Source organism: Pseudomonas sp. FSL W5-0299, from assembly GCF_005930655.1.
Classification (GTDB): domain Bacteria; phylum Pseudomonadota; class Gammaproteobacteria; order Pseudomonadales; family Pseudomonadaceae; genus Aquipseudomonas; species Aquipseudomonas mandelii.
This window is the reverse complement of record NZ_RXHX01000006.1, coordinates 64984-86899: the sequence shown is the minus strand read 5'-3', so window position 1 is coordinate 86899 and position 21916 is coordinate 64984. Positions and strand designations below refer to the sequence as shown.

Here is a 21916-nt window from a genome sequence, read left to right as displayed (position 1 = left end):
ATTTAGCGATTTTCCCTACATAAAACGCCTCCTTTCCCGACTTCTTTACCCGTTGATCCCAAGCAAAGTCCCGCGCTCAAACTTGATCTGCGCGAGGGACTGCGAATGTTCGTACCTGACAAGGTACTGGCCTTGAATAACGCCATCGGCCTGCTGGTGGTTGCCGCCATGGACCCCGAGCGGCCGGATGTCGAAGCGCTGTTCGCTGACTTCCGGCTTTGCCTCAATGACTACGACGCCTGGGCCGAAAGTTTCTGGACCGGCAAGGCGCTGGATATCGAGCAGGTGTTCAAGGTGGGGCACGACGTTCGCCTGGTCGCGCCGAAAAACTCCACCACCCCTGTCAGCTCGACCGTCGCCGCATGCCCGGCAGCGGGTCCCCTGACCCTCGTGCACATGTTCGACGCTGCGCGGTTCGTGCCTATCGGAAACACCCCGGTGATGCTTGAGACTTTGAACGCTGACGGTACGTTCGGCAAGCCGGTTTATGACGAGATCGGCCCTAGCGGCATCCTCGAAATCCGCGAGTGCGAACGCAGCCTGCGTTATCGCATCACCTTCTTCCCGAATGTTTCCGCTGAGCATGTCAAAGCGCTTTATGCCTCTTATCAAGGCGTCATCAGCGGTCTGGAAGGCTGGCTGCGTAATGAGTGGACGACCGAATTCGAACCCTCATGGGCCGAGTTCGCCGAGGCCGGTTTCATCAAGCGTTACGGCCAACTGCAACAGGCCGACTGGCGCGGTTTCGAGAACTCGCTGAACGGGTTGTGGGATGACGTGAAGCAGATCTACGCGCTGATCGCGGACCTGCAAGCCAACAGTGAAAAACTCCTTGAGTACCTGACCGAAACCGAACTTGAAACGCTGCTGGAGGCTTCAGCGGAATCCATCGCCAACCTGTTGCTGGTGTTGAGTGATGAGCCGCTGATGTTCATTCATCTGGCGGCGATCACCAGTTGGCTGAGGATGTTGCCGCCGCAGTTCATCGCCGAAGTCGTGGCGCAGATTCGCACAGGCATATTGATCGGCTTCCTGCTGGCGCGCTTCACAGGCCCTGCCGGGTTGAAGCTCGGCATCAGCGCCAAGGTGCTGGACAAGATCAAATCCGAGCGCGCGCGCAAATGGCTGGCTGCCGCGAGCCTGAGGTTGGCCGAGCTCGGCACCCAGTCCGACCTGACGACCCACGCGGGCGTACTCAAACCCCTTGCGGTCAATGTCCGAAATGCTCCGCTAAACCCCGCACCCGCGGTGCCGTTGCAGATCAACCTGAGCACTGCGCCGGTTTTGACAGTGCAGAATCCAGTCGCCATCGCTCGCGACAAATCCGCAGCCATGACCCGATTGGGTCGGCAGGAGCACCGTGACGACGTTCCCGATCAAGCGAAAAATCCCAACGGCGATAGTGCCGATTGCGGGCCGCTGACCTGCACCAACGGTTGCCCGGTGTCGATGGTCACCGGCGAAGAATTGCTGACACTGGACGATGGATCGCTTAACGGCTTGCTGCCTTTCGCGTTTACCCGGTTGTACCGAACCAGCGCCGTGGAAATGGATTGCGGGCTGGGTTGGGGTTGGAGTCATTCGCTGGCGCATCGCCTGGAGCTGGACGCAGAACAGGTCGTCTGGACCGACCATGAAAACCGTCGTACGACGTTTCCACTGCCCAGCATTTTGCGTCCGGCGATTCATAACAGCCTGTCCCGCTCGGCCATTTATCTCGGAAACAAACCCGAGGAGCTGATTGTTGCTCTGGCGGGTGAGTCTCCACGGTTCTATCACTTTGAGAATGGTCGCCTGACGTCCATCAGTGATGCCTACGACAACCGGCTGCATATCACCCGCGACCGTCAGGATCGCATTCAACGCGTCGATAACGGCGCGGGACGTTCACTGCTGTTGCGTTACGAGCGCCGGCACATCGTTACGGTCGAGTATCAGTCGTTTCATCCCGCCGACGGGTTGGTGGACGCCTGGCGTACAGAGCAAACGCTGATTGCCTACCGCTACGACGCCCGTCACCGCCTGATCGAAGCGACCAATGCTGCCGGCGAAAGCGAGCGGTACGACTACGACGACCAACATGTGATTCTCCAGCGACAACTGGCCGGTGGGGCCAGTTTCTTCTGGGAGTGGGAAAGGTCTGGCAAGGCGGCCAGATGTGTCAGGCACTGGGCGACTTTTTCGCAGATGGATACGCGATATGCCTGGGATGACGACGGCGCAGTGCTGGTTAAAAACGCCGATGGCAGCGAAGAAGTTTACGTCCATGACGATAAGGCCCGATTGGTGCGCCGGGTTGAGCCGGATGGCGCAGAGCATCTCAACACCTACGACGACCAGGGCCGTTTGACGAATGAGTGCAGTCCGTCAGGGGCAATCACTCAATATCGCTACGACGAGGTCGGGCGGCTGATCGCGCTGATTCCACCGGAAGACGAGCCAACGTCCTACGAATATCGCTACGGTTTCCTGCATGCGCGATATCGCGGTAAAGCGGTGTGGAAATACCAACGCAATGTTCAAGGGGATGTCACCGAGGCCATCGATCCCGATGGCCACATCACTCACTACCACTACGATGCTCAAGGACGGCTGCTGTCTATCCGTTACCCGGACACCAGCCGTCATGTGTTCCTGTGGGATGCCATCGGGCAACTGGTCGAAGAGACGTTGCCAGACGGCAGTCAGCGGCGGTTTTCCTACGATGTATCAGGTCGTCAGATTGACCGTCAGGACGAACATGGTGCCGTCACTCAATACCAATGGGACGCCGTTGGCCGACTGATCCAGACGGTTCTTCCTACAGGCGCCAGCCGCGCCTTCAGTTACAACGCCTACGGCAAAATCACCGCCGAACGCGATGAACTGGGGCGAGTCACCCGTTTTGAATACGACGATGACCTGCATCTGGTCAGCCGCCGAATCAATCCCGACGGCACGCAGCTGCGCTATCGCTACGACAACGCCCGGCTGCTACTGACGGAAATCGAAAACGAATCCGGCGAACGATATCGACTGGACTACACACCTGGCGGACTGATCCGACAGGAAACCGGCTTTGACGGCCGTCGCACAGCGTATGCCTACGACCTCAACGGCCATCTGCTGGAAAAAACCGAATTCGGTGATGACGGCTCGCAGCTGTTTACGAGTTACCAACGGGATACGGCCGGACGCCTGCTGGTCAAAAACCTGCCCGACGGCGTCAACGTCGAATATCGCTATGACAGCCTCGGCCGATTGGTCAGCGTCGATGACGGCCACGACCATCCGCTGGAGTTCGAGTACGACAAGCAAAACCGTCTGATCACTGAACATCAAGGCTGGGGCACGCTGCGCTACGGCTACGACGCTTGCGGCAAGCTCAACCATCTGCGTCTGCCGGACAACAGCCAACTCGACTATCACCACGCCAAGGGCGGTGCGCTGACAGCCATCGACCTTAACGGCACACGACTTACAAGCCACACGTATAAAGCCGACCGCGAACTGCAACGTCAGCAAGGCATGTTGTCGAGCCGGTACGACTACGACGAACAGGGTCGCCTGAAAGCTCACGCTATCAGCCAACCCCAGCATCCGCTGTATCGGCGCGACTATACCTACAGCGCCAACGGCAATCTCGAACACATCGCCGACACCCGTCATGGCCAACGCAGCTATCAATACGATCCGCTTGACCGCCTGATCCGCGTCCGCCACTCCCGCGACCAGCAGCCCGAAAGTTTCGCCCATGACCCCGCCGGCAACCTGTTGATGCAGGACCGGCCAGGCCCAGCCACCCTCAAAGGCAATCGCCTGCTGATGCAGGGCGATCGCCATTTCGTCTACGACCCCTTCGGCAACCTGATCCGCGAGCGCCGCGGCGCCGCCCAAAAACTCGTCACCGAATACCGCTACGACTGCCAGCATCGATTAATCGGCGTCACCCTGCCGAGCGGCAACACCGCCAGCTACCGCTACGATGCCTTCGGCCGCCGCATCTGTAAAACCGTCGACGACCACATCACCGAGTACTTCTGGCAGGGCGACAACCTCGTTGCCGAAAGTGGCCGCGAACATTACCGCAGCTACGTCTACGAACCCGGCACCTTCCGCCCACTGGCCATGCTCGACGGCAAAGGCCCGCACCAGGCCTGCCCGTTCTACTACCAACTCGACCACCTCGGCACACCACAAGAACTCACCGACTACAGCGGCGACATTATCTGGGCCGCCCAATACACAGCCTATGGCCGCCTGACTCGCCTGAACCGCGATACCCATCAGGTTCTGGATCAGCCATTGAGGTTTCAGGGGCAGTATTACGATGCGGAGACGGGACTGCATTACAACCGGCACCGGTACTACAACCCGGATCTGGGACGGTATCTGACGCCGGATCCGAGTAAGTTGGCGGGTGGGTTAAACGGATATCAGTACACGCGCAATCCAACGGGGTGGGTTGATCCGTTGGGGTTGAATGATTGCCCTGGAGGGGACGGGTGCAAGAGGCCTTCGTTTGGGGATGAGGATCCGGCGGGGAAGGTGAAGGTTGATGAGGGGGATCCTCATCTTCCATTTCCAGAGAACGTCAACTGGACGCCGCACGGTTACAAGCACAGCCCGTCAAAAAACATGACATGGAAGGAAACGATAAACTCAACCAAGTCGGGGCCCGCCAAATACAAGCATGGAATCGATATTGAAAGCATGGAGCGAGACGCTTACAAAACTGGCTCCCCTGCCACCAATGGAAAATCTTGGAAAATCAAAGAGTACAAGACCGAGATAGGTGCCAGCGAAGGAAAACCCAGCCGCTGGATTCGCATCGAGCTAAGCGCCAGAACGATTCATGGACATCCAATTTCAGAGATCGAATATAGGAGACTGACAAAGTGATTGACCTAACATTCATCACGGGAAAAATCACTTACGATGAGATTTCCGTATTGAAAAAGATCGATCTTTCAAATCAGATCGACCTATTGAAAGAAGATATGCTTCAAGTGGATTATCAAGGCACACACTTGCTAGATGTCGGCTGGTATCCCTCATTCGATATAAAAGGATCTTTTCAAATCAGAGTTATCAAGGATTACGACTGGGACGCGCCACTTGTGTACTCAACGGCTGATACGATTCGATTACTTATCGAACAGATAAATGCTGCTCAGAATGTGATCAATAAGGAACGATAACCAACTTCGCCTCTCGATTTTTACAATCCGCTCGCCTATTCAACAAAAAGCCCAGCTCGTTGCTGGGCTTTGACTTTTGAATAACAGCCGGGCAAACCACCCGAACCACCAGAACTACCGGACTCTCCCGATCCACCTCCAGAACCGCTCCCTGCACTACTCCCGCTCGCATCACCCGCATTCCCCCCACCAATGGAGCCAGGCGCCAACGCCTTCCCGTCTCCAGAACCCGCGTTCATTTGGCTCAGGGGACAGATTTATTTATGCCGGATGGCAGCTACAAGGGCTACTCAACTCCCAACCCACGCAGGAAGTGATCGCGAACAAAACAATAGAAATATCCATAAACTCCTGCGGAGTCACTGAGAAAAGAACCTGGATTAACCGCCGGAACCACTCGTCCCCCCACCAGCACCACCCGTCCCTCCTCCCGCACTTCCCGAACTCCCACCACTCCCACCACCGCTCATCCCGGAACCACCAGAGCTACCGGATCCTCCAGACCCACTCCCAGAACCACTCCCCATCGAACTTCCACCACTCATCGACCCGCTTCCCGCTCCCGGGCTGGTGCTACTTCCGCTCGCATCACCCGCATTCCCACCACCAATGGAGCCAGGCGGCAACGCCTTCCCGTCTCCAGAACCCGCGTTCATTTCAGTAGACGGCGGCATCCCGCCCTTATCGACCGGAGCATCGTTGCCGGAAGACTGAGCAAACGCCGCCATTGAACTGATCGACAACACGCTGCTCACCGTCAGGACCATCAATGTTGACCTGATCATGGTGCATCTCCTCTAAAAAGGTGCGTACCTGATTTCTGGCAGCATTGGCTTTTTAAAGGTGCCGCTCAATCGACGAATGGCTTTTCAGCTGGGCTCACCGGAGCCATCGTTACCGGCAATGTCCGGGTCTTCGGGGGTGGCCTCAACATCGCCACGTTTCACATCATCAGTCGGCACTTGCTCGACCGCAGTGTCGTCGTCCGGCGGACGTTGATCGCGACTCAGGGAATCGGTGGGCGAAGGCAGCGGGTATTCAGGGGTGTCGTCATCGTCGACTTTCGGACCAGCATTCATAAAGCACCTCTCGAAGGGCCTGAAAAGCAGGCCCTGAAATTTCGAGGGCTGGGCAATGCTTGCGTTCGATCAGTGAGACGATCGGTCGATAGCACATCAACGCCGGTCAATCGTCGTCTTCTTCCTCTTCTTCGTACTCAACGTTTCCCACATCCCCAGCGTCATCGGAGTCGTTGAGCGGGACCGTTGCATCATCCATCAAAGAACCCGGATCTTCGTTGCCGGGGTCATTGATGAACGGAAGCCCACTTGGGCCTTTTTCTTCCTTGCCTTCGGTTTCAGGAGTCATGGCAGTCCTCGCGACGTTGGGGGTGTATGACGTTCGAGGCGGCTTGCGACCAAACGTTCCGGGGACTACCAGGCAGATACGAAAAAACCCGGCCTGGGCCGGGTTTCTGATATCACTCGATGTCGAATCAGTGATGTTTATTCTTGTGCTTGTTTTTGTGCTTATTCTTATGACCGCCTCCGGAATGGGAGCCGCCGTTGTCGTTGCCGAGGTTGTTGCCGACTGCACCACCCGCTGCGCCACCCAGGCCTGCGCCAATGGTCGAACCGGTAGAACCGCCGAGGCTGTTGCCGATCACGGAACCGCCTGCCGAACCTAACCCACCACCAATCGCGGCCTCTGTGCGACTGCCCTTGTTCGCGCCAACAGCGCTGCCCGCAGCACCGCCAACGCCGGCGCCAATCGCTGCGCCTGTGCTGCCGCCCATTTGCTGACCCACTACGTTACCCAGTGCGCCGCCAAGACCGCCACCAACTGCAGCAGTGCCATCACCGGCAGCCATTGCACCTTGAGCGACCAAAAGTCCCAGAAACAACGTGGACAATGTCAAACGCATGATATGAACCTCAAATTCCGCATCGGGGGTAAGAGTACGCATTGCGGATGGGCGTGAGTCTAACACCTGCACTCACTGAATCCGGCCAGCGATGGAGGTTGGACATCTGCAAATTCAAAGTCTGTGAAAAACGAAACATCCAGATACGAAAAGCCCGGCATTTAGCCGGGCTTTTCGAGGTTATCGCTCAGGATCAGTGACGCTTGTGACCTTTGGCCAGATTGCTGCCCACGCCGCCGCCCAATGCGCCGCCCAAACCTGCACCAATGGTCGAACCAGTCTTGCCGCCCAGGCTGTTGCCGATCACCGAACCACCGGCCGCACCGACGCCGCCACCAATGGCCGCTTTGGTGCGGCTGCCTTTACGTGCTGCCACGGCACTGCCAGCTGCGCCCGCAACACCCGCGCCGATTGCCGCGCCGGTACTGCCGCCCATGCTCTGGCCGACTACGTTACCCAACGCACCACCCAGACCACCACCGATCGCAGCAGTGCCATCACCGGCAGCCATCGCACCTTGAGTCACCAGAAGTCCCAGAACCAGAGCAGGCAGTGTTAAACGCATGACGAAAAACCTCAAAAATAGGGAATACCGAAAAGCCGGGGATTGAATGCTTTCGAGGAGGAAACGTCCACACAAAATCCGCCGCTCCTCGCAATTGGCGACGTTTGGACAGCTTTTATGGAAAAGGTTTTATGACAGGCAAAAAAAAGCCCGCTGGGGAACGGGCTAGGGTACTGCTTTCTAACGGATGAGCTGAGACTACGTACTTGGGTGTGAAAACTTTGTGAAAAAACATCAACAGAAAATTCTCGTTTGTCGGTCGACCATTTTTTGGGGTGTCGAGCCCCTGTAAAAATAAAAAACCCCACTCATTGGCGGGGTTTGTCCGTTTGACCATTACTTCCTGGATGTCACTCGTTTTGGCAAAAACTTCGACCTGAGCACCTTGGTTGCCGCGGATCTGACTTTGCTGGTTTCGACCTGATCTTCACCGAAGCTCGCCACATACTCCGTCTGGCCACACTGCACGCAATTGTTGATTGGAAATTCTGCCCCGTCGTCTTCGATATACGGATCAGTCATAGCGCTTCCCCTCTCAAAGCGGGATCGATACCGGCAAGCCCTATTGCCTGAAAAATATCGACCACCAAGGCTTTTGAGACTAGCCGGTCATTACCGGACTTGTAGTTCAGATCTCCGCATGCCCGACGAATGGACCCCGCCGTTTCCTACAAAATCAGCTGGCGATCAAACAGATTCATTCCGTCACTCACCTCAACTTGACCGCCGTCCCGGTCACAAACACCACGACCATCCCACCCTTGCCGGCCGGCATGCTGATCTCAAAATCGAGCCCCACCACCGCATCCGCCTGAAGCGCCCGCGCCCGCTCCTTGATCTCCTCGGTCGCCTGAATCCGTGCCTCCTTCAACGCCCGCTCCAGCGTCTGGGAACGCCCACCGAAGAAATCCCGCATGCCGGCGAACACGTCGCGAATAACGTTGACGCCCTGCACCGATTCGGCGCTGACGATGTCCAGATAGGCGGTGATTTGGCGGCCTTCGATGGCGTAGGTTGTGGTGGTGATCATGGGGATTCCTTCTTCATAGAGGCGCGCATTATTCCTCTGCGGCCAATCGTTGGAAACAAAAAGCCCAGCAACGGCTGGGCTTCGATAATCAGGTATCACAGTTCTTCAGGCATATTTACAGAGTCAAAGAAGCTTGCCGTCGGAAGCCCCCATCCGCCTGGCGCTCCTGCGTTACTTCCCACACGCCTTTCACTATTCCTACACCATTTTCAGAAGCGACTTCGCTTATTCGCTTGAGCCAACAACGGTGCCATGATTCAAATACTAACGCCAGAAACCACAAAACCCCTGATTTCTCTCGAAATCAGGGGTTCTGGTTACATCGAATTTGGCGGTGAAGGAGAGATTCGAACTCTCGATACAATTTCTTGTATACACACTTTCCAGGCGTGCTCCTTAAGCCACTCGGACACTTCACCGTATCTCTTCAAACATGTTCTGTCTGTCGAGGCGCGCTAATGTAGTCGAAAGCTTTTCTGATGGCAAACTTTTTTTGCAGAATTTTCATGCGCTTAGCGTTTCAGTCGTTCCTGTCGGTTCCGGGCGATGGCAAACCTGCCAATCTCCGGCTTCGCGCCCTCTTCTATAAGCAGAGGAATGCGCGGCGGGAGTGGCGAGCTACGCTTGCCCGGCGGGGAAAGGGTGACTGGCGGGTCAGTCACGGCGCTTTACCTGGCCTGCGGCGGTGGGTAACGTCTGCCCAACTTTCATACAAGGAATAGCGTCATGAGTGAGTTGATTTCCTACCATCTCGAAGACGGTATCGCGACCCTGACTTTGAGCAATGGCAAGGTCAATGCCATTTCCCCGGACGTGATTGCTGCGTTTAATGCTGCGCTGGATCAGGCGGTGACTGATCGTGCAGTGGTGATCATTACCGGTACGCCGGGGATTCTGTCCGGCGGTTATGACTTGAAGGTAATGACGTCCGGCCCGAAAGAAGCGGTCGCGCTGGTGACGGCCGGCTCGACGCTGGCCCGTCGTCTGTTGTCGCATCCATTCCCGGTGATTGTGGCGTGCCCTGGGCATGCGGTGGCCAAGGGCGCGTTCCTGCTGTTGTCGGCGGACTACCGCATTGGTGTCGACGGCCCGTTCAGCATTGGCCTGAACGAAGTGCAGATCGGCATGACCATGCACCATGCCGGTATCGAGATCGCGCGTGATCGTCTGCGCAAGTCGGCGTTCCACCGCTCCGTCATCAACGGTGAGATGTTTAATCCACAGAGCGCCGTGGATGCCGGCTTCCTCGACCTGGTGGTGTCGGCCGAAGAGCTGCAAAGTGCTGCGCTGGCGGCGGCGCGTCAGTTGAAGAAGATCAACATGACCGCGCACAAGAACACCAAGCTGAAAGTGCGCAAGGCGCTGCTGGATACGCTGGACAACGCGATCATCCTGGATCAGGAACACATGGGTTAAGCCCGGACAGTCTGCACAGAAAAGCCCGACCGTCGTGTCGGGCTTTTTCATACGCACGCTGTTGAAAAATCCACAACCGCTCTAGCACGCGTCTGACCCTCAAGTCGGAAACATGCGCACAAACATCGCCTATCTCCTTCCTCTATAGCGGCAATTGCCGAAAACAGTGCACATCCGTACACTGCGCCACCTTTTGTCCCGGTGGGGCCTGTAAATGCTGTTTGCGTTTCGTATGTTATTGATGGGCCTGCACTTTATTTTGGCAGGTGTGCTTGGGGTGATTCTGGGCCTGTGCCGCCCGTTCAACCCGGACAACAGCCGGTTGTGTGCGCGCCTGTATGCGTGGCCGGCGATGTGTATTTTGCGTTTGCGGGTGAAGGCCGATGTCGGGCCGTTGATGGATAAGCCCGACAGCTGCGTGATCATCGCCAACCATCAGTCCAACTACGATCTGTTTGTGTTCGGCAACGTGGTGCCCCGCCGCACCGTATGCATCGGCAAAAAGAGCCTGAAGTGGGTGCCGCTGTTCGGGCAGTTGTTCTGGCTGGCCGGCAATGTGTTGATCGACCGCGGCAATGCGCACAAGGCGCGCCAGTCGATGTTGACCACCACGCACACCTTGCAGCATCAAGACACATCGATCTGGGTCTTCCCCGAAGGTACGCGCAACCTCGGTGAAGATCTGCTGCCGTTTAAGAAAGGCGCGTTCCAGATGGCGATCGCCGCGGGCGTGCCGATCGTGCCGGTGTGTGTCAGCAGTTACGTCAAACACATGCGATTGAACCGCTGGCGCAGTGGGAAAATTCTGATCCGCTCGCTGCCAGCAATTCCTACGGCGGGATTGAGCCTGGATGACATGCCCCGTCTGATGGCACAGTGCCGCGAGCAGATGCGCGAATGCATCGAATCGATGGACCGGCAACTCCAAGCCGTTTGACAATAAAACCCGCCTAGTGCGGGTTTTTTTCGCCTGTGAACTTCTGCCGGCGAACTCGGCAGATTTCATTGACTCTCAAGCAGCAGACAAGGCTAAGCTGAGCACGGCTCGCCACTGGGTCTTTGTTAATCAAAAGCGCTAATAAGAAGTGAACCAAAATCATGGGTAGAGTTGTTGCTGCTGCGGTTTATAGCGCCGGTAAAAAAGTCACCAATATCACCCTCGACGAAGGCGCGGCCTGGGCAGCAAAGCCTGGCCACTTTGTCTGGATCGGCCTTGAAGAGCCGAACGCGCAGGAACTGGCCAACCTGCAACGCCAGTTCAACCTGCACGAGCTGGCCATCGAAGACGCCTTGGAAAAACACAGCCGACCGAAGCTCGAAACCTTCGGCGATGCCTTGTTTATCGTCACGTATTCACCGGTCCGGCATGAAGGCAAACTGGAGTTCATCGAGACTCATATCTTTGCCGGCAACGGTTACATCATTACCGCGCGCAACGGTCATTCGGCGTCCTACGCCCTTGTCCGCCAACGTTGTGAGGCGCGTCCGCTGTTGTTGGAGCACGGGGAAGATTTCGTCCTCTATGCCATCCTCGATTTCGTGATTGAAAACTACCAGCCGGTGGGCGAAGCGATCCATGCCGAGATCGATGAGCTGGAGCGCAATGTGTTGTGCAGCGCGCTGAATGAACATGACATCCAGAAGCTGCACGGCCTGCGCCGGGACGTCTTGCGCTTGCGGCGTTATGCGGCGCCGATGGTGGAGATCGGTGAGGAACTGCAGAAGCTGAGCTTTCCGTTTATCGACAAGAACATGCGCCCGTACTTTCGCGATGTGCAGATTCACGTCACACGGCAGATGGAAGACCTGACGACCCTGGCGGACATTGCCAGCCAGACCATCGAGGTCGGTGTGTTGCTGGAGGCGTCACGGCAGAGCGTTGTGCAGCGCAAGTTTGCGGCGTGGGCGGCGATCCTGGCGTTTCCGACGGCGGTGGCGGGGATTTACGGGATGAACTTCCAGAACATGCCGGAGTTGACCTGGCATTACGGGTATTTTGCGGTGCTGGGGTTTATTGCGGTGGGGTGTGTGAGTTTGTGGGCGAGTTTCAAAAAGTCCGGGTGGCTTTGAAACGCTTGTGTGGCGAGGGCGCCTGCTCCCTCGCCGCACATTCACTGCAATGTTTTAAACCGCTTTAGCTTCTGGCTTATGCGCCACAAACCGCATCATCCACTCCGCAACGGTCGTGCCGTGATGCTCTTGCTCAAGGCTCGCCACACCTTTCGTATAAACCTGCTGACCCAGTGCCTCCTGTCGAATCTCCAGCAGCGCACGGGAATAATCGTGAATGAACTCAGGGTGCCCCTGGAAGCACAGCACCTGATCGTTGATGTGGTACGCGGCGAACGGACAGAAATCGCTCGAGGCGATAACCGTGGCGTTTTCCGGTAGCGACGTCACTTGGTCCTGGTGGCTGATCAACAAGGTCAGTTCTTCACGCACCGGACTCATCCATGGCGCCTTGGCAGCGAGTTTGTATTTGTGAGTGCCAACGCCCCAACCTTGGGTCGCACGTTCGCTCTTGCCGCCCAGCAGCAGCGCCAACAACTGATGGCCGAAGCACACGCCCAGTAACTTGTCGCCGCGTTCATAACGCTTCAGCAAGTAAGCCCGCAGGGTTTCGATCCACGGATCGGTGCCGAAGGAATCGGCCTTGCTGCCGGTGACGAGGTAGGCATCGAAGGTCAGATCGTCACTGGGGTACTCGCCCTGCATCACGTTGTACACGGTGAACTCGGCAGCGATGGGTTGCTGCGAAAACAGATTCTGGAACATCTGCCCGTAACCCTGATATTGATCGACCAGTTCCGGACGCAGGATGTCGGTTTCCAGAATGCAGATGCGTAACGACATAAAAAATACCTGACACGTGATGGGAATAATGCACACCCCAGAGCCTGCCTCGAAACACGGTGACAAGGCAAGCCCCGGAAGGCGTCATACGTCCCTTAGAACGCCTCCCCTTTGGCCGCTTTCTCCAGCAATAACGCAGGCGGCGCGAAACGCTCGCCATACTGCTGAGCCAGGTACTGGGCGCGGGCGACGAAGTCTTTCACCCCGTACTGGTTGATGAACTGCAGCGCGCCACCGGTCCAGGCCGCGAAGCCGATACCGAAGATCGAGCCGACGTTGGCGTCCGCCGTCGAGGTCAGCACACCCTCCTCCACACAACGCACGGTTTCGATGGCTTGCACGAACAGCAGGCGATCGCGCACATCCTTTGGCGAAATCTGCCCGTCGGCTTTCTCGAAACGGCTTTTCAGCTCAGGCCACAGATGTTTCTGGCCACCGACCGGGTACTCGTAGAACCCGCCTCCTGCGGCTTTACCGGGCCGTTTGTATTCGTTGAGCAGCAAGTCAATCACGGCGAATGCGGGGTGCTCAATCAGCGGTTTCCCTTCTGCTTGCAGGTCTTTGGCGGTCTGCTGGCGGATATGACTCATGAGGCTGAGGGAAACTTCGTCGGAGATCGCCAGAGGCCCGACCGGCATACCGGCCTTGCGTGCTTCCGTCTCGATCATCGGTGCACTCACGCCTTCGCCGAGCATGGCGATGCCTTCGTTGGTGAAGGTGCCAAACACCCGGGAAGTGAAGAAACCACGGCTGTCGTTGACCACAATCGGCGTCTTCTTGATTTGCAGGACGAAATCGAACCCGCGCGCCAGGGTTTCGTCGCTGGTGTTGGCACCCTTGATGATTTCCACCAGCGGCATTTTCTCCACCGGGCTGAAGAAATGCAGACCGATGAACTTCGTTTGATCCGGCACGGCGGTGGCCAGGCCGCTGATCGGCAAGGTCGAGGTGTTGGAGGCGATTACTGCGGCCGGGCCGACGACCTTTTGTGCCGCCGAGGAGACTTTGGCTTTCAGCTCGCGATCTTCGAATACCGCTTCAATGATCAGGTCGCAACCGGCCAGGTCGGCATCGTTTTCGGTGGTGTGGATCCGCGCCAGGATTGCCTCTCGCTGTTGCGGGAGCATCTGGGCGCGTGCGACTTTCTTGTCCAGCAGCGCCGCCGAGTGGGCCTTGCCCTTCTCCGCTGCTGCGAGGTTGATGTCCTTGAGCACCACTTCAATGCCGGCCGAAGCGCTGACAAAGGCGATGCCCGCGCCCATCATCCCGGCGCCCAGCACGCCGACTTTTTGCGTGACACAAGGTGCAAAACCCTTGGGCCGCGAGCCGCCGGCGTTGATCTCGTTGAGCTGGAACCAGAAGGTGCCGATCAGGTTTTTCGAAATTTGCCCGGTGGTCAGTTCCGTGAAATAGCGGGTTTCGATCAGGTGCGCGGTGTCGAAATCCACTTGAGCGCCTTCGACAGCGGCACAGAGAATCTTCTCCGGCGCAGGCATGCAGCCCTGGGTTTTGCTGCGCAGGATCGACGGTGCGATGGCGAGCATTTGCGCGACTTTAGGGTTCGACGGCGTGCCGCCGGGTATCTGATAACCCTTCACGTCCCACCGCTGTGCGGCGGCCGGATTGGCAATAATCCAGGCGCGCGCCTTGCTCAGCAATTCATCGCGATCTGCGGCCAGTTCATCGATCAAACCCGCTTGCAAGGCCTGTTGCGGCCGGACTTTCTTGCCTTCGAGCAGGTACGGCAAGGCTTTTTCAATGCCCAGCATGCGCACCATACGGACTACCCCGCCACCGCCCGGCAGCAAGCCAAGGGTGACTTCCGGCAGGCCGAGTTGCACGGATGGATTGTCCAGCGCAACGCGGTGATGGCAGGCGAGGCAGATTTCCCAGCCACCGCCCAACGCCGCGCCATTGATCGCGGCCACCACCGGTTTGCCAAGGGTTTCCAGGGTACGCAACTGGCCTTTGAGCGTGAGGACCATGTCGTAAAAGGCCTTGGCCTCGGGTTTGCCGACCTTGATCAGTTCATTGAGGTCGCCACCGGCAAAGAAGGTTTTCTTGCCCGAGGTGATGATGACCCCGGCAATGCTGTCCTTTTCGGCCACCAGGCGGGCGACGCAGGCGGCCATGGCCTCGCGATAGACCGCGTTCATGGTGTTGGCGCTCTGGCCCGGCATGTCGATGGTCAGGACGACGATCTGGTCCTGACCTTTTTCGTAACGAATGGCTTCAGTCATGTCACTTGTTCCTTAAGGTCGGGGCTCAGAGGCGTTCGATGATGGTGGCAATGCCCATGCCGCCGCCGACACACAGGGTCGCGAGGCCATAGCGCAGACGCCGGGTTTCCAGTTCATCGAGCAGCGTGCCGAGAATGGCGCAGCCAGTGGCGCCCAGCGGATGGCCCATGGCGATGGAACCGCCGTTGACGTTGACCTTGTCCGGGTCGATGGCCATGTCCTTGATGAATTTCAGTACCACCGAGGCGAAGGCTTCGTTGACCTCGAACAGATCGATGTCTTCAACCCGCAGCCCGGCCTTGGCCAGTGCTTTGCGGGTGGCCGGTGCCGGGCCGGTGAGCATGATGGTCGGGTCGGTGCTGGTGACTGCGGTGGCGACAATCCGCGCCCGAGGCTGCAGACCCAGCGCACGGCCCTTGGCCTCGGAGCCAATCAGCATCAGGGCGGCACCATCGACGATCCCGGAGCTGTTGCCCGGTGTGTGAACGTGGTTGATCCGCTCGACCTGGCTGTAAACGCGCAGCGCGGTGGCGTCGAAGCCCATCAGCCCCATCATCTCGAAGCTGGGCTTGAGTTTGCCCAGTCCTTCCAGGGTGGATTCGGCGCGGATGAACTCATCGTGATCGAGCAGGATGATGCCGTTCTGATCCTGCACCGGCACCAGTGATTTGTTGAACGAACCGTTGGCCCGCGCCCGCGCTGCCTTTTGCTGGGAATGCAGCGCGTAGGCATCGACGTCCTGGCGGCTGAAACCTTCAATCGTGGCGATCAGGTCGGCACCGACGCCTTGCGGGGTGAAATGGCTGTGCAGATTGGTTTCCGGGTCCAGCGCCCAAGCGCCGCCGTCGCTGCCCATGGGCACACGGGACATGGATTCGACGCCGCCGACCACCACCAGGTCTTCGAAACCGGAACGGACCTTCATCGCGCCCAGGTTCACGGCTTCAAGCCCCGAAGCGCAGAAGCGATTGATCTGCACGCCAGACACGCTGACGTCCCAATCGGCGACTTGTGCCGCCGTCTTGGCGATATCGGAGCCCTGATCGCCAATTGGCGTGACGCAACCGAGCACCACATCATCGACCTGGCTGGTGTCCAGCGACGTGCGCTGCTGCAACGCCGTGAGCAACCCGGCCACCAGATTTACTGGTTTGACGCTGTGCAAGGCGCCATCGGCCTTGCCTTTGCCACGGGGCGTGCGTAACGCGTCGAAAATCAAAGCTTGGGTCATGACGTCCTCGAACCTGGGCGGTGAGTAAATACTGAGCTTCCACCTTAGGCCGAGCCGCCATGGATTCAATGACCGCAATGCTCACTGGCGTTGACGGACACGCTCAGACGGACGGTCACTCGGGTGCGGATTAACCGATTAACGTCACCAAGCTGTCTAGCAAACGGGCGCCCAAGAAGCTGGCAATAGGCCTCATGCCTTTTTAAAAGCTTTAAGTAAGCAAACCATACGAAATGGATCTAAACCAAGCGTGACGCGGGCTCTAAGGTGAACATGTACGAAGTTGTCGTCGGGTTTTGCCGAGGCACTCGTCTTACAGGAAGTTCAGCGCTCTGCCGTCATGGAGATATGCAGGCAGGCATCAGGAAATAACAAAAAAGGCGGTCAAGCCATGTTCAAGCATTCGAAAGTACGTCAAGCCGGGCTCATTCTTTTCGCCACTACGCTGTTGTTGATTTTGCCGAACTTGACCAAGGTGATCGGTTAAGCGGTCTTCAAATAATACGGCGCCAGGTTTTTACATCGCCCTCTTAAAAATGTGACTGGCTCGCTACCCGGGCCAGCGTGGGTGTGCCAACCTTTGCGGCACTTCCACGACATGGACGGCGATCATTTGAAAACGCTCATTCTCTTTGGGGCCTTGCTGCTCAGCACGCCCTCGTATGCCGCACAGCTGAACCTTGAGCTGGGCGCGAGCAGTCGCACCTGGCAGACCGAGGAATTGCTCAAGCATCCTCAGGTCCAGACCATCACTATCAGCGACGACGTTTCCTACAAGCGGGACATGAGTTATCGCGCAGTTCCGTTGGCGGCGTTGTTGACCGGCATCAAGCCTGAAGACCATCTGCAAGCCGTGGCGCTGGACGGATTTGCCGCTGAACTGTCGGCGGCGCCGTTGCTGAACGCCAAGGGCGCGCGCGCGTGGCTGGCGATTGAAGACCCGGCGAAACCGTGGCCGGCGTTATCTGAAGGGAAACCGGGGGCCGGGCCGTTTTATCTGGTGTGGGTCGATCCGCAAGCCGGCAACATCAGCCCGGAGCAATGGCCGTTTCAAGTGGCGAGTATCAAGCGCATGGCGCCCGTGGCCGAGCGCTTTCCTGCGCTGCTGCCGGATCCGGCCTTGAAGGCGGATGATCCGGTGAACAAAGGCTTTGCGCTGTTTCAGAAGAATTGCCTGGCGTGTCATCGATTGAACGGTGCAGGGGATGCGCAGTTCGGGCCGGATCTGAATATTCCGTTTAGCCCGACCGAGTACTTCGGGGCGGATTTTCTGAAGCGCTACATTCGAGATCCGCAGAGTTTGCGCCAGTGGCCTCAGGCGAAGATGCCGGGTTTTGCGCCGACGGTGTTGCCGGAGGGGGATCTGAAAATGCTGGTGGGGTATTTGAAGCATATGGCTGGGCGCAAAGCTAAGCCCTGATCCATTCCCTGTAGGAGCGAGGCTTGCCCGCGAAGGCGTAGTGTCAGTCGACATCAATGTGAATGACAGTACGCCTTCGCGGGCAAGCCTCGCTCCTGCAAGGGGGCCGTGGTGTTCCGGTTATTGCTGCTGAACGGAGATAATCGGCGCTGGCATCGGCGTCGGCGAAACAAACACCTTCGCGTGCATTTGCTCACACCCACCGCCCCGGCGCATCCCGCGTACAGGGCAGGCATCCAGGTAATCCAGGCCCACCGCCAGTTTCAAATGCCGTTCCGGCCGGGCCAATTCATTGGTCACATCGAAGCTGTACCAAGCGTCATCGAGCCAGGCTTCGGCCCAGGCGTGACTGGCCAGGTGTTCGCTATTCTCGCTGTACAAATACCCCGACACATAACGTGACGGAATGCCCAGGCTGCGGGCGCACGCGAGAAACGCGTGCGTGTGGTCCTGACAGACACCGGAACGCCCGGCGAAGGCCTGGGCGGCGCTGGTGTCCACTTCGGTGGAGCCCGGCGTGTAGGTCATGTGCGAATTGAGGCCATGCATCAAGTCGATCAACGCCGTGCGATCCCGGCGTTTTTTGCATTCCTTTTCCGCGAACGCACGCAGGGCTTCGTCGGCTTCGGTCAGGCGCGTGAAGCGCAGGAACGGCAGTGCCGACTGGCTTTCATGTTCGGCTTCGCGCAGCTCGTCGATGTCCACCTGGCCACGGGCGCCGATGATGATCGCCTCGTGGGGTTCGTCCATGGTCAGCACATGCAGGATGTTGCCGAACGGATCGAGTTGCGCGCGCACCGGGCGCGGCAGGTCGAGTTGCCAGCTGAGCACATGCTGACGCTCGCTGTCGTGGGGTGTCAGTCGCAGGTACTGGATGCTCGCCCGCACCTGATCTTCGTAGTGATAGGTGGTTTCGTGGCTAATGGAAAGTCTCATGCAGCCTCCAGGTAGGAACTGTGAATGGCGTTACCCAACTGGCGCACCAGCGGGATGAATTCGGTCAGCCAGGCGTGCAGGCCTTCGTCGAGAATTTCGTTGATGCCGGTGTAGCGCAGGCGCGCGTCCATCTCCGCCGCCAGACGTTGTGCGGGACGGCCATTGGCCCCCGGCAACTGGGCAAGGATCTGGTCGATTTCTTCGGTGCAGGCACGCAGGGAACGTGGCACATCGGCGCGCAGCAACAGCAACTCGGCCACATGCCGGGCACCGGGTGCATCGCGATAAATCTCGGTGTAGGCCTCGAACGACGACAACGCCCGCAACAACGCGCTCCACTGGTAATACGCGTGAGCAGTGCCGTCGCTGACCGCTTCGGCCTGATCGCCGGCCATTTCGTAGCGGGCGTCGAGCAGGCGCAACGTGTTGTCGGCCCGTTCGATAAACGTCCCCAGGCGAATGAAGCGGAACGCATCGTTACGCATGATCGTGCCGTAGGACGCGCCACGGAACAGGTGGGAACGTTCCTTGATCCACTCGCAAAAACGGCTCATGCCGTAGCGACTCAGGCCTTGCTCGGCGATCCCGCGAATTTCCAGCCAGGTGGCATTGATGTTTTCCCACATGTCGGCGGTGATTCGCCCACGCACCGCATGGGCACTGGCCCGCGCCGCGCCCAGGCAGCTGTAGATGCTCGCCGGGTTGGCCGCGTCCAGTGCGAAGAAATGCAGCAGCCGCTCGGCGTGCAAATCACCGTGGCGCTCCAGGTAATCGTCCAGGGTGCCGGTAATCAGCAGCGGCATGGCCAGTTCGTGCAGACCGTCACCGCGACCGTCCTGCGGCATCAGCGACAGCGAATAACTGATGTCGAGCATCCGTGCGAGGTTTTCCGCCCGCTCCAGGTAACGCGACATCCAATACAAATCCGAGGCAGTTCTACTTAACATGGCAGGCTTCCTTCAATCCTCGACCACCCAGGTGTCCTTGGTTCCGCCGCCCTGGGAAGAATTCACCACCAGAGAGCCTTCACGCAGGGCGACACGGGTCAAACCGCCGGGCACAACCCGGGTTTCGCGGCCAGACAATACAAACGGACGCAGGTCGATATGGCGTGGCGCAATGCCGTTTTCGACAAAGGTCGGACAGGTCGACAGGGACAACGTCGGTTGCGCGATATACGCGTGGGGCTTGGCTTTGATCCGCGCGCGGAACGACTCGATTTCCGCTGCGGTCGCCGCCGGCCCCACCAGCATTCCGTAACCGCCGGAGCCCTGGGTTTCCTTGACCACCAGGTCTGGAAGATTGGCCAGCACGTGGGACAGTTCAGAAGGATTGCGACACTGGAACGTCGGCACGTTCTTCAGGATCGGCTCTTCGTCCAGGTAGAAACGGATCATGTCCGTGACAAACGGATACACCGATTTGTCGTCCGCGACCCCGGTGCCGATGGCATTCGCCAGCACCACGTTGCCGGTTCGGTAGGACGACAACAGCCCTGGAACGCCGAGCATCGAGTCCGGGTTGAACGCCAGTGGGTCGAGGAATGCATCGTCGAGGCGACGGTAAATCACGTCGACCGCCTTCGGCCCGTCCGTGGTGCGCATGAACACCTTGTCGTCGCGCACGAACAGGTCCGCGCCTTCCACCAGCTCCACGCCCATCTCTCGCGCCAAAAAGGCGTGCTCGAAAAACGCGCTGTTGAAGCGACCCGGCGTCAGCACCACCACGCTCGGATTATCGATCGGGCTGGAGCTTTTCAGAGTGTCGAGCAGCAGGTTCGGATAATGGTCGATTGGCGCGATGCGCTGGGCCGAGAACAACTCGGGAAACAGTCGCATCATCATCTTGCGGTCTTCGAGCATGTAGCTCACGCCGCTGGGTGTACGCAGGTTGTCTTCGAGCACGTAGTACGTGCCGTCGCCATCGCGTACCAGATCGACACCGGAAATGTGCGAATAGATATCGCGGTGCAGATCGAGCCCTTGCATCGCCAGCTGGTATTGCTCGTTGGCCAGCACTTGCTCGGCCGGAATGATGCCGGCCTTGATGATGCGCTGCTCGTGGTAGAGGTCGGCGAGGAACATGTTCAACGCCTTGACCCGCTGGATACAGCCGCGCTCGACGATCCGCCATTCACTGGCGGGGATGCTGCGCGGGATGGTATCGAAGGGAATCAGGCGCTCTGTCCCCTGCTCATCACCGTAGAGCGTGAAGGTAATCCCGGCGCGATGAAATAACAGATCGGCCTCGCGTCGCCGTTGTGCCAAGAGCTCGTCAGGCGTCTCGGCCAGCCAACGGGCAAACTCCCGATAATGCGGGCGGACCTGGCCGCCGGCATCGTACATCTCATCAAAATAGGTGCGGATCATGCCGTACTCCTTGTCACCCGGACATCTAGGCATCGCAAGGCCCGTGCCATCGGCAGAAACGCTTTGTTATCAATCAGTTGGAGAATCACGCCGTTTGCACCGCACCAATCCTGTGCAGCAAACGCCCCACGCTGATCGCCCCCGCTTCATTGCAAGGCGACGTTGTCACCTATCACCAGCATAGTCAGAGTTGATTTCACTGCCCGGCCGGCGGTGCGGATAATCCGCGCATCCGCTGCAAAACCTGACCGAACTTCCCTTTAGCCGCCTGCTCAGGCGGTTTTTTTTGCCTCGGGATTCTTGTTTCAGGGTTTTGCCAAGGGGCGGATGCCACAAACGAAAACGGCCAACCCGAAGGTCAGCCGTTGCTGAGCGTTGTCACTGTTCATAACGTTATGCGAGACGCCCTCGTATTTCCTGCTTGACGCCCCACCCTTCGAGGATGCCGCCCAGAGGCTCAACCACCGCCTCGAAACCCTGTTCGAAATCGCCGATGTCATCGTAGGTGGCGTACATGACTTTGCTCAGTTCGAGCGCCCATGCGCCGTCATCGCGCACACTGATTTGCGCGTTCAAGGATTCACCTTTGTATTGCCCTGCCGCCCTGCGTGCCCGCTCCTCGTCCGGGAAAATGGCGTAGAACTCGATGGGATGGAACCGTGAAAAATCGAAACCGCCTTCTTTCATGCGGCGCAACACGCTGCTGCTGATGTCTTCTTGATAGGCTGTGCTCATGAAACGTCCCCCTCAAT

19 protein-coding genes and 1 tRNA gene are annotated in these 21916 nt (G+C 58.3%); 6 read left to right on the top strand and 14 right to left on the bottom strand.

All coding sequences use genetic code 11. The annotated features are described in order from the left end of the window. The first annotated feature begins 105 nt into the window (after positions 1-105). Both FHL16_RS10430 and FHL16_RS10425 read left to right on the top strand, forming a co-directional pair. Positions 106-4881 carry an RHS repeat-associated core domain-containing protein gene (locus FHL16_RS10430; protein ID WP_077748183.1) on the top strand — a complete coding sequence of 1592 codons (4776 nt, stop codon included), beginning with the start codon at positions 106-108 and terminating at the stop codon, positions 4879-4881. Then, the gene (locus tag FHL16_RS10425) at positions 4878-5180 is read left to right on the top strand and encodes a hypothetical protein (protein WP_077748182.1); all 303 of its coding nucleotides are present in this window, start codon (positions 4878-4880) and stop codon (positions 5178-5180) included. Before FHL16_RS10430 ends, FHL16_RS10425 begins: the two co-directional genes overlap by 4 nt. Before the next feature lie 869 nt (positions 5181-6049). Here the strand turns inward: FHL16_RS10425 and FHL16_RS10415 are convergent. From FHL16_RS10415 to FHL16_RS10385, 7 genes are all read right to left on the bottom strand, one after another. Further along, complete coding sequence (locus FHL16_RS10415) at positions 6050-6259, bottom strand: hypothetical protein (protein ID WP_077748180.1); 210 nt, start codon at positions 6257-6259, stop codon at positions 6050-6052. A gap of 106 nt (positions 6260-6365) precedes the next feature. Continuing rightward, positions 6366-6548 carry a hypothetical protein gene (locus FHL16_RS10410; RefSeq protein ID WP_010456579.1) on the bottom strand — a complete coding sequence of 61 codons (183 nt, stop codon included), beginning with the start codon at positions 6546-6548 and terminating at the stop codon, positions 6366-6368. Between the two features lie 127 nt (positions 6549-6675). Then, the gene (locus FHL16_RS10405) at positions 6676-7104 is read right to left on the bottom strand and encodes a glycine zipper domain-containing protein (protein WP_010456581.1); all 429 of its coding nucleotides are present in this window, start codon (positions 7102-7104) and stop codon (positions 6676-6678) included. Positions 7105-7297: 193 nt separating this feature from the next. Continuing rightward, positions 7298-7669 (bottom strand): hypothetical protein, encoded by a 372-nt coding sequence (locus FHL16_RS10400; RefSeq protein ID WP_010456583.1) that lies wholly within the window; start codon positions 7667-7669, stop codon positions 7298-7300. A 336-nt stretch (positions 7670-8005) separates the two neighbouring features. Beyond that, complete coding sequence (locus tag FHL16_RS34400; RefSeq protein ID WP_010456584.1) at positions 8006-8191, bottom strand: hypothetical protein; 186 nt, start codon at positions 8189-8191, stop codon at positions 8006-8008. A gap of 187 nt (positions 8192-8378) precedes the next feature. Further along, entirely contained in the window at positions 8379-8699 is a 321-nt protein-coding gene (locus tag FHL16_RS10390; RefSeq protein ID WP_077748179.1) for a YbjQ family protein, read from the bottom strand. Between the two features lie 329 nt (positions 8700-9028). After that, positions 9029-9118, bottom strand: a tRNA-Ser gene (locus FHL16_RS10385). 307 nt (positions 9119-9425) lie between these two features. Between FHL16_RS10385 and FHL16_RS10380 the strand changes: the two genes are divergently transcribed. The 3 genes from FHL16_RS10380 to FHL16_RS10370 all read left to right on the top strand — a co-directional run bounded on the left by FHL16_RS10380 (position 9426) and on the right by FHL16_RS10370 (position 12185). Beyond that, positions 9426-10115 (top strand): crotonase/enoyl-CoA hydratase family protein, encoded by a 690-nt coding sequence (locus FHL16_RS10380; protein WP_010456588.1) that lies wholly within the window; start codon positions 9426-9428, stop codon positions 10113-10115. A 214-nt stretch (positions 10116-10329) separates the two neighbouring features. Continuing rightward, positions 10330-11052 (top strand): lysophospholipid acyltransferase family protein, encoded by a 723-nt coding sequence (locus FHL16_RS10375; protein WP_077748178.1) that lies wholly within the window; start codon positions 10330-10332, stop codon positions 11050-11052. A 161-nt stretch (positions 11053-11213) separates the two neighbouring features. Next, positions 11214-12185, top strand: a complete 972-nt coding sequence (locus FHL16_RS10370; protein ID WP_010456592.1) for a magnesium and cobalt transport protein CorA — start codon at positions 11214-11216, stop codon at positions 12183-12185. A 54-nt stretch (positions 12186-12239) separates the two neighbouring features. Here the strand turns inward: FHL16_RS10370 and FHL16_RS10365 are convergent, their stop codons facing one another. From FHL16_RS10365 to FHL16_RS10355, 3 genes are all read right to left on the bottom strand, one after another. Then, positions 12240-12968, bottom strand: a complete 729-nt coding sequence (locus FHL16_RS10365) for an amidotransferase (RefSeq protein WP_010456594.1) — start codon at positions 12966-12968, stop codon at positions 12240-12242. Between the two features lie 95 nt (positions 12969-13063). Beyond that, the gene (locus FHL16_RS10360) at positions 13064-15208 is read right to left on the bottom strand and encodes a 3-hydroxyacyl-CoA dehydrogenase NAD-binding domain-containing protein (RefSeq protein WP_077748177.1); all 2145 of its coding nucleotides are present in this window, start codon (positions 15206-15208) and stop codon (positions 13064-13066) included. Positions 15209-15233: 25 nt separating this feature from the next. Beyond that, on the bottom strand, positions 15234-16439 hold the full coding sequence (locus FHL16_RS10355; protein ID WP_010456599.1) for an acetyl-CoA C-acetyltransferase: 1206 nt from the start codon (positions 16437-16439) through the stop codon (positions 15234-15236). A gap of 598 nt (positions 16440-17037) precedes the next feature. On the opposite strand from FHL16_RS10355, the gene FHL16_RS10350 reads away from it, so the two are divergent. Continuing rightward, a complete protein-coding gene (locus FHL16_RS10350) occupies positions 17038-17859 on the top strand; it encodes a c-type cytochrome (protein ID WP_077748176.1) in 822 nt (273 codons plus the stop codon). Between the two features lie 120 nt (positions 17860-17979). Here the strand turns inward: FHL16_RS10350 and FHL16_RS10345 are convergent, their stop codons facing one another. From FHL16_RS10345 to FHL16_RS10330, 4 genes are all read right to left on the bottom strand, one after another. After that, positions 17980-18795, bottom strand: coding sequence for a transglutaminase family protein (locus FHL16_RS10345; protein WP_010456609.1), 816 nt, complete (start codon positions 18793-18795; stop codon positions 17980-17982). Next, entirely contained in the window at positions 18792-19742 is a 951-nt protein-coding gene (locus FHL16_RS10340) for an alpha-E domain-containing protein (RefSeq protein WP_010456611.1), read from the bottom strand. The genes FHL16_RS10345 and FHL16_RS10340 overlap by 4 nt, the downstream gene beginning before the upstream one ends. A gap of 12 nt (positions 19743-19754) precedes the next feature. Further along, positions 19755-21164, bottom strand: coding sequence for a circularly permuted type 2 ATP-grasp protein (locus FHL16_RS10335; protein WP_010456613.1), 1410 nt, complete (start codon positions 21162-21164; stop codon positions 19755-19757). Positions 21165-21557: 393 nt separating this feature from the next. Beyond that, complete coding sequence (locus FHL16_RS10330) at positions 21558-21899, bottom strand: ribonuclease E inhibitor RraB (protein WP_010456615.1); 342 nt, start codon at positions 21897-21899, stop codon at positions 21558-21560. Between the last annotated feature and the right edge of the window lie 17 nt (positions 21900-21916).